This window comes from Streptomyces sp. NPDC107517, from assembly GCF_055582645.1.
In genome coordinates, this window is record NZ_JBVJPM010000049.1 from 21,319 (window position 1) to 27,960 (window position 6,642).

A 6,642-nucleotide genomic window follows, 5' to 3' on the forward strand; every position below is an offset into this window, starting at 1 on the left:
CCCTGCTTGTTTCTGAGGGGTGGGTCCCGTCGCCTCAGCCCGCGGACGCGGCACCGTCAGCCCCGGGACCTGCCCGGATCCAGGACGACGGTCACGACCGAGCGGGCCGGCAGCTGCGCCGTCAGATGTCCGTCCGTGACCCGGGCGAGGCCGTCCACCGCCGTCGTGTCGTGGTCCCCGTCGGTGACGTATCCGGTCACCTGCTGCCCCTTCGCCGCCTTCAGCGCCAGATCCGCCGTCGTCGCCTGCGCACTCGTGTTGATGAGCACGGCGACGTCGCTCCCGTCCGTGTTCCGGTACGCCGATGCCAGCACCGCCTCGTAGCCGGAGGCCGCGTCGACGCGTACCGCGCCAGGGCGGATGAACCTGCTGAACGCGGTCATCGCCCGCAGCCGCGTGGATGCCTGGTAGCTGTCGTCGTCCATGCGGATCAGCGCGCCGGTGCTGCCGATCGAGGCGCCGAGCCAGAAAAGGTACGCGGAGGAGTCGGCGTCGGCGAGGGCATGGTGGATGGCTTCGGCGACGTAGAGGCCGGCCGCGTTCGTGCCGTCGTCCCACTTGCTCGGCCAGACGCCGCTGCCCGCCCACTCCGTCATCCACGCGGGCTTGTCGCTGTCGCTCAGCGGGCTGGTGGCGGGGGAGGCATAGCCGTGGGCACTATACGCGGACACCTCCTTCTCGGCGGCCGGGTCCGCGTCGATGGCGGCCGCGTACGCCTTGCCCTGCTCCCAGCCGAAGCTGTCGCAGCAGTACAGCTTGGTGCCGGGGGCCTCGGCGCGCAGGACCGGTCCGATCGCCTTCACCGCGTCCGCCGCCTGCTCGGGCGTGAAGTTCATGGAGGCGTAAGTCGCCTTCCAGTCCGGCTCGTTGGTGAAGTTCAGGTCGGTGATGCGGATGCCCTCCTGCTTGTAGAACTTCACGTACCGGGCGAGGTACCGGCCGTACGCGGCGCGCCAGTCGCCGCTCGCGCAGTCGGCGCCGACGACACCGCACAGGGTGCCGCCGTTCGCGTCGTCGCCGTTCGTCTTCATGTAGGCGGGGGCGCTCCACGCGTCCGCGATGAACCGCTTCACCCCGTACTTCTTCGCTTCCTTGGCGAGCCACACCTGACCGCCGTCGTTCCCGTCCCAGGTGTACGCGAGCGGGTCGTCGGGGCTCGCGGGCGACGTCGGCGCGATCGTCTGCATGTGGTCGTAGACCGAGTCGGTGGACGAGCCGACGCCGAGCCGCAGCATGCTCAGGCCCGCGCCGTCCTTCCGCGAGAACAGCAACCTGACGATCTCGTCGCCCTTCTCGGCGGACAGCCCCTTCAGGCCGTGGATGACGGCGGCGCGCTGGAACGCCTGCGAGACGCCGAAGCCGTTGATGCGCTGATGCCGCTCGGAGAAGTCGATGCTCCCCGGCGACGTGTCGGCGCCGGCCGGGGTGCCGGTCAACATCGGTGTGATCGCGGCCAGTGTCAGTGCGGAGGCGAGCAGGGCGAGGCGACGGGGTCTGAGCTTCGACGGCATCCGTGAACTCCTGAAGTCCTGTGATCCCAGGTGCGGGTGAGAAGGCAGGGGGGTGGCACGTCGTGCTGCAGGTACGGTCGCGAGCGCCGAGGAATCTGTCAAGGCGCTTAACAAATTCAGCCGGTGTCCCGGACTCAGGCGGAGGCGGCCGCCAGCGCGAGCCGCTGCACCCGCACCAGCCGGTTCATCGGACGCCGTGCCGTCTTTCGTGGCGGTCAAGGCCCGAGCTCAACGCGCTTCACCGAGGACACCCTCCGGGGCGCCGGCGCGAAGGGCATCGACGGACTCAGCCACCGCAGCGTCGCCGCCGAGGCCGATGTGCCGCTCGGCTCGACGATGTACCACTTCAAGGCCCTCGACGAGCTCCTGGTCGCCGCGCTGCGCCAGGCCAACGAGGGGTTCGCGAAGGTTGTCGCGGCGCGTGGCTCCTTCCAGGACCCGGCGCTCGACCTCGCCGACGAGCTCGCCGGCCGCTCGGCGAGTGTCTCGCCGGGGACCGGGTCGGCGTGGATCTGGGGTACGAGCTGTACCTCGCCGCGCTGCGCTATCCCGCGCTGCGCGCCGTCGCCGCCGAGTGGTGCCAGGAGCTGTCCGACGCCCTCGCCGAGCGCATCGATCCCGTCACGGCACGGGCCCTGGTCGCGCTCATGGACGGGATCTCGCTGCAGGTGCTGCTCACGGGCGGGGTGTACGACGCCGGGTACGCGCGGGAGATGCCGGCGCGGCTGATCCCGTAGGGTCGCGCCCGCTCCCTGAGAAAATCCTGTGCGGCCGTGAACTCTTCGCGGGGCTGCGGGGAACAACGGGTGACACGCTCGACCCCACCCGCTGACGGAGGACCCGTGACCGGACCACCGGCGCTCGACCCCGGCGACGAGCGCGACGGCCATGTCATCGCGCAGTCGCTGGAACATCCGGAGCTGTTCGCCCGGCTCTACGACCGGTACGCACCCGACATCCACCGGTACGTGGCCCGGCGCCTCGGCGACCACGCGGCGGACGACGTCACGGCCGACACCTTCCTGACCGCGTTCCGGGTGCGTGCCCGCTACGACGCCTCGCGGGCCAGTGCCCGGCCCTGGCTGTACGGGATCGCCGCGCACCTCATCGGCAAGCAGCGCCGGAAGGAAGTACGCGGTCTGCGGGCGCTGGCCAGGACCGGCCAGGACCCCGTCGCGGCCGGCTGGGTCGAGGACACCGCGGACCTGGTCGCCGACCGTGCCCCGCTCGCGGACGCGCTCGCCGCGCTGTCCGCCGCCGACCGGCATGTGCTGCTGCTCGTGGCCTGGGCCGACCTGACCTACCAGGAGGTCGCCGAGGCACTCGGCATACCCGTCGGGACCGTGCGCTCCCGGCTCAACCGGGCCCGCCGCAAGGTACGGGCCGCGCTGGGTGCCGACCCGGCGTTTCTGGGTGAAGTGGCGGAGGTGGTCCGGCCGTGAACGTGGACGAGATGAAGGACGTACGCGAGTTCCGGGCCGGGGCGCCGAAGCCCGACCGGGCACGGCTCGCCGAGGGGCGGGACCGGCTGAGCAGCGCCGCGGGGCGTGGCCGGGGACGCAGGCTGCGGGCCGACTGGCGGCTCGCGGCGGTCGGGGCCGCCGCCGCTCTCACCGCGGTGGCCGTGCTGGCCTCCGGCCTCGGAGGGGGCGGCCACAGTGATGTGGAGACCACGGTGCCGGCCGGGACGCGGACGGTGCAGGGTTCGGTGAAGGAGGTGCTGGAGCGGGCCGCGTCCACGGTGGAGCGGGCTGATCCGCCGCCCACGCCGCACGCGGGCCAGTGGATCTACGAGAAGAAGCTCTCGGCCAGTCCCAGCATCTGGCCCGAGAGCGCCGCCGCACAGCCCGAACCGGAGCCGGAGCCCCAGGAGCACTGGGAGCTGTACGCGGACCCGCGCTTCGAGAACGGCAAGGAGGGCGACGACCGCTCCATGCGCGAACGGCTCCGCTTCCTCGACGAGTTGCCGGACGACCCGGCCGCCGTGCTGAAGAAGGTCCGCGCCTACTACCCGTCCGGGAAGGGCGGCACCGAGCCCGAGGGGGAGCACGACATGCGTGCGCTGAGTGTGCTGTTCGAGTCCCAGCCCATCCCGCCGCAGGCGCTCGCCAAGCTGTACCGCGCGCTGGCCGCGGTCCCCGGCGCCGAGATCACCGACCATCTTGTACGGGACCTCGCGGGCCGGGACGCCCTCGCGGTCGGGCACGACGAGAAGGGGCAGAAGGTCCGCCGCGAGATCCTGATCGACCCGCACACATACCAGTACCTCGGCGACCGATGGCTCGTGGTCAAGGACTACAAGGACACGTTCCCAGGCTCCGACGACACCCCCGACCGGCCCTGGAAGGCGGGCGACCTCATGTTCCAGAACGCCCTCCTGGCCACGGGAGTCGTCGACCACAACGGCGACCGCCCCTGACATCCGGCGGGGGCGACGAAGCTGTTCGCATGTACGACGAGATTGCGCGCGTGCTCGACGGCATCAAGGCTCCACCGCCGGCGGACGCTCCTCCCCTACTAAAGCGTGTTGCAGAAGGCTGGGTTCGGGCAGGTCGGGGCCGGTTTCGGTGCTGGCCTGCTCACGCGGCCATGGCGAGGTTGTGCATGTGGGCGACGGCCTGGACCGCGTGGTGGAGGCCGTTGCCGCGCTGCCGGCAGTCGCGGAGGATCTTGTAATGCTTCATGCGCGCGAAGGCGTGCTCGACGCGGGCCCTGACCCGTCGGTGCTCGGCGTTGTCTTCCTCCTCGCCGGGCAGCAGGGCCCGGCCGGGGCGTTTGCGGTGCGGGACGACGGGCCCGATGTTCATGTGGGCGCCGTCGCCCAACACGGTTACGCCTTCGCAGTGCTGGGCCAGGCGGGAGTCACGCCATGCCTTCGCGTCGGCAGTGTTGCCGGGAACGGGCCGGGCCGCGGCGACCACGAGTTTCGTTTCCGCGTCGATGATGACCTGCACGTTCGCCGAGATTGTGGCTCCGCTCCTGAGACCAATCACCGCAGTGAATGCCCCGGAGGTTGCCTCAGTCGTCGGCGGCGACGATGAGCGTGATTCGCCCAGCCGAGCGGTCGATGAGCACAAACTCGTGAAAGTAGTCGTGCACACGTCCCCAGTCATGAATCGCCTCATCACCGAGCTCGCCGAGGTAGTAGATGCCATCAGCTGCGGCCAGGCGGGCGAACACCTCCCGCTGCAAATCTGCCTCCAGCTCGGTGGGCACATCGCAGAGGAGATCCACCCACTCCCGCAGGACCTGCAGGGCCTTGTCCTGGCTGATGGACTCGTACAGGTCGGGAGCGATCAGCCGCAGCCAATACGGACCGTGCCGGAGTCCCTCCGGCAGCACTCCACCACCTGCATAGTCGTCCCGGAACTGCTCATGCCCAATCAGCCCGGCAAGCAGCCCTCTATCGTCCATGGACTCCGCAGAGAAGTGGAGCTGCTTGATGTCGACCCACCGAAACCCGTGCTCCTTCGCATCCGGGACGTAGCGTCGAAAGTTAATGGAGGCGCTTCCCTCGTGAGCGAGCCCGTTATCCATGACGCCAGCCTAGTGACCTGAGTCAGAGATTCGGTGGCAGTAGGCGGCGACTTTGTCGAGGATCTCGTCGGCTGTCTTCGTCCAGACGAAGGGTTTGGGGTGGTTGTTCCAGTCGGCCAGCCAGGCCCGGACGTCGCGTTCGAGTGCCTGGACGGAGCGGTGGACACCACGCTTGAGTTTCTTCTGCGTGAGTTCGCCGAACCACCGTTCCACCAGGTTCAGCCATGAGGCGCTGGTGGGTGTGAAGTGCAGGTGGAACCGTGGGTGGGCCAGTAGCCACTTCTTCACATCGGGTGTCTTGTGGGTCGCGTAGTTGTCGAGGATCAGGTGCACCTCGAGAGTGGGCGGCACTGTCTTGTCGACCTTGGCCAGGAACTTCTTGAACTCGGTGGCCCGGTGCCGGCGGTGCAGGGAGCCGATGACTTTCCCGGTGGCTACCTCCAGTGCGGCGAACAGGGTGGTGGTGCCGGAGCGGACGTAGTCGTGACTGCGGCGCTCGGGCACCCCGGGCATCATCGGCAAGACTGGCTGGGACCGGTCCAGTGCCTGGATCTGTGACTTCTCGTCCACAAAGAGGACCAGAGCCTTCTCCGGCGGATCCAGGTAGAGGCCGACGACGTCACGGACCTTGTCGATGAAGTGCGGATCTGTGGACAGCTTGAAGGTCTGCGACAGGTGCGGGGCCAGGGCGAACGCCCGCCAGATCCGCGAGACGGCCGACTGGGACATCCCGGTTGCCGCCGCCATCGACCGGGTCGACCAGTGCGTTGCGTTCTTCGGTGTCTCCTGCAGCGTCTTGACGATGACCCGCTCGACATCCGCATCGCTGATCTTGCGCGGGACACCCGGCCGTGGCTCGTCGCACAAGCCGTCCAGGCCGTGCTCGAGGAAGCGCCGACGCCAGGTACGAACGGTGTCCGGTGCAACTTTCAGCAGCCGTGACACCTCCATGATGGAGTGGCCTTCCGCGCACACCAACACGATCCGTGCCCGTTGCGCCAGGGCCTGCGCCGTCGACCGGCGTCGTAACCACCCTTCCAGCACAGCCCGTTGGGCATCGGTCAACGACAACGGCGGAATCCTCGGGCCCGGACGACTCATGCCCAACTAACGACAAACCTCTGACTCAGGTCACTAGAAGGCAGGCAACGGGCCCTGGTGACCCACCAGACAGGCCCTAATGAGAACCGGCCCGTTCGGCAATCATGGTGACGTCCTCACCATGCAGCTGCACAACGCGCTCAAGGCGATCCCCGTGCAGGCTGAGGACCGCACCGGCAACCTGCTGCTGCGGTGCTGACCGGTCTTTACCCTTGCCACCGATGCGGCCCGACGGCAGGGTGAGGTCGTGATCATTCCCTTCTTACGAGACGGCACTCAGGGTGCAGTAATGGTGACGCTGGACCGCGTCGATGATGCCGCTGAGATCGGCAAGCACCCCTCAGCCCGTGACTTCCCGTGCTGCACTGCCGTGATCGACTACCCGGGCAAGGGCTATCTGAACCGTTCCGGATTCGGTAGAGACTCGATCGTTTGAGAGGATCGAGTCATGGCACGTCCTTCCCAGTACCCGCTTGAGCTGCGCCGTCGTGCG

At 68.8% G+C, this 6,642-nt stretch carries 6 protein-coding genes and 2 pseudogenes; 4 read left to right on the forward strand and 4 right to left on the reverse strand.

All coding sequences use genetic code 11. The features are described from left to right. Positions 1 to 56: 56 nt before the first annotated feature. On the reverse strand, positions 57 to 1,511 hold the full coding sequence (locus ACZ67T_RS43370; protein WP_469992217.1) for a glycoside hydrolase family 30 protein: 1,455 nt from the start codon (positions 1,509 to 1,511) through the stop codon (positions 57 to 59). Positions 1,512 to 1,697: 186 nt separating this feature from the next. Here ACZ67T_RS43370 and ACZ67T_RS43375 point away from each other — a divergent pair. The 3 genes and pseudogenes from ACZ67T_RS43375 (at position 1,698) to ACZ67T_RS43385 (ending at position 3,930) form a co-directional block, all read left to right on the forward strand. After that, positions 1,698 to 2,248 (forward strand): annotated as a pseudogene (locus ACZ67T_RS43375) (TetR/AcrR family transcriptional regulator). Positions 2,249 to 2,353: 105 nt separating this feature from the next. Beyond that, positions 2,354 to 2,953 carry an RNA polymerase sigma factor gene (locus ACZ67T_RS43380; RefSeq protein WP_469992219.1) on the forward strand — a complete coding sequence of 200 codons (600 nt, stop codon included), beginning with the start codon at positions 2,354 to 2,356 and terminating at the stop codon, positions 2,951 to 2,953. Continuing rightward, positions 2,950 to 3,930 carry a CU044_5270 family protein gene (locus ACZ67T_RS43385; protein WP_469992221.1) on the forward strand — a complete coding sequence of 327 codons (981 nt, stop codon included), beginning with the start codon at positions 2,950 to 2,952 and terminating at the stop codon, positions 3,928 to 3,930. Before ACZ67T_RS43380 ends, ACZ67T_RS43385 begins: the two co-directional genes overlap by 4 nt. Positions 3,931 to 4,090: 160 nt before the next feature. Here ACZ67T_RS43385 and ACZ67T_RS43390 read toward each other — a convergent pair. The 3 genes and pseudogenes from ACZ67T_RS43390 to ACZ67T_RS43400 all read right to left on the reverse strand — a co-directional run. Further along, positions 4,091 to 4,477: pseudogene (locus tag ACZ67T_RS43390) on the reverse strand (transposase family protein); the annotation flags it as partial. A gap of 52 nt (positions 4,478 to 4,529) precedes the next feature. After that, on the reverse strand, positions 4,530 to 5,048 hold the full coding sequence (locus ACZ67T_RS43395) for a hypothetical protein (protein WP_469992222.1): 519 nt from the start codon (positions 5,046 to 5,048) through the stop codon (positions 4,530 to 4,532). Positions 5,049 to 5,057: 9 nt separating this feature from the next. Then, on the reverse strand, positions 5,058 to 6,149 hold the full coding sequence (locus ACZ67T_RS43400; protein ID WP_469992224.1) for an IS630 family transposase: 1,092 nt from the start codon (positions 6,147 to 6,149) through the stop codon (positions 5,058 to 5,060). A 289-nt stretch (positions 6,150 to 6,438) separates the two neighbouring features. Between ACZ67T_RS43400 and ACZ67T_RS43405 the strand changes: the two genes are divergently transcribed. After that, the gene (locus ACZ67T_RS43405) at positions 6,439 to 6,585 is read left to right on the forward strand and encodes a hypothetical protein (protein ID WP_469992226.1); all 147 of its coding nucleotides are present in this window, start codon (positions 6,439 to 6,441) and stop codon (positions 6,583 to 6,585) included. The last annotated feature ends 57 nt before the right edge of the window (positions 6,586 to 6,642 follow it).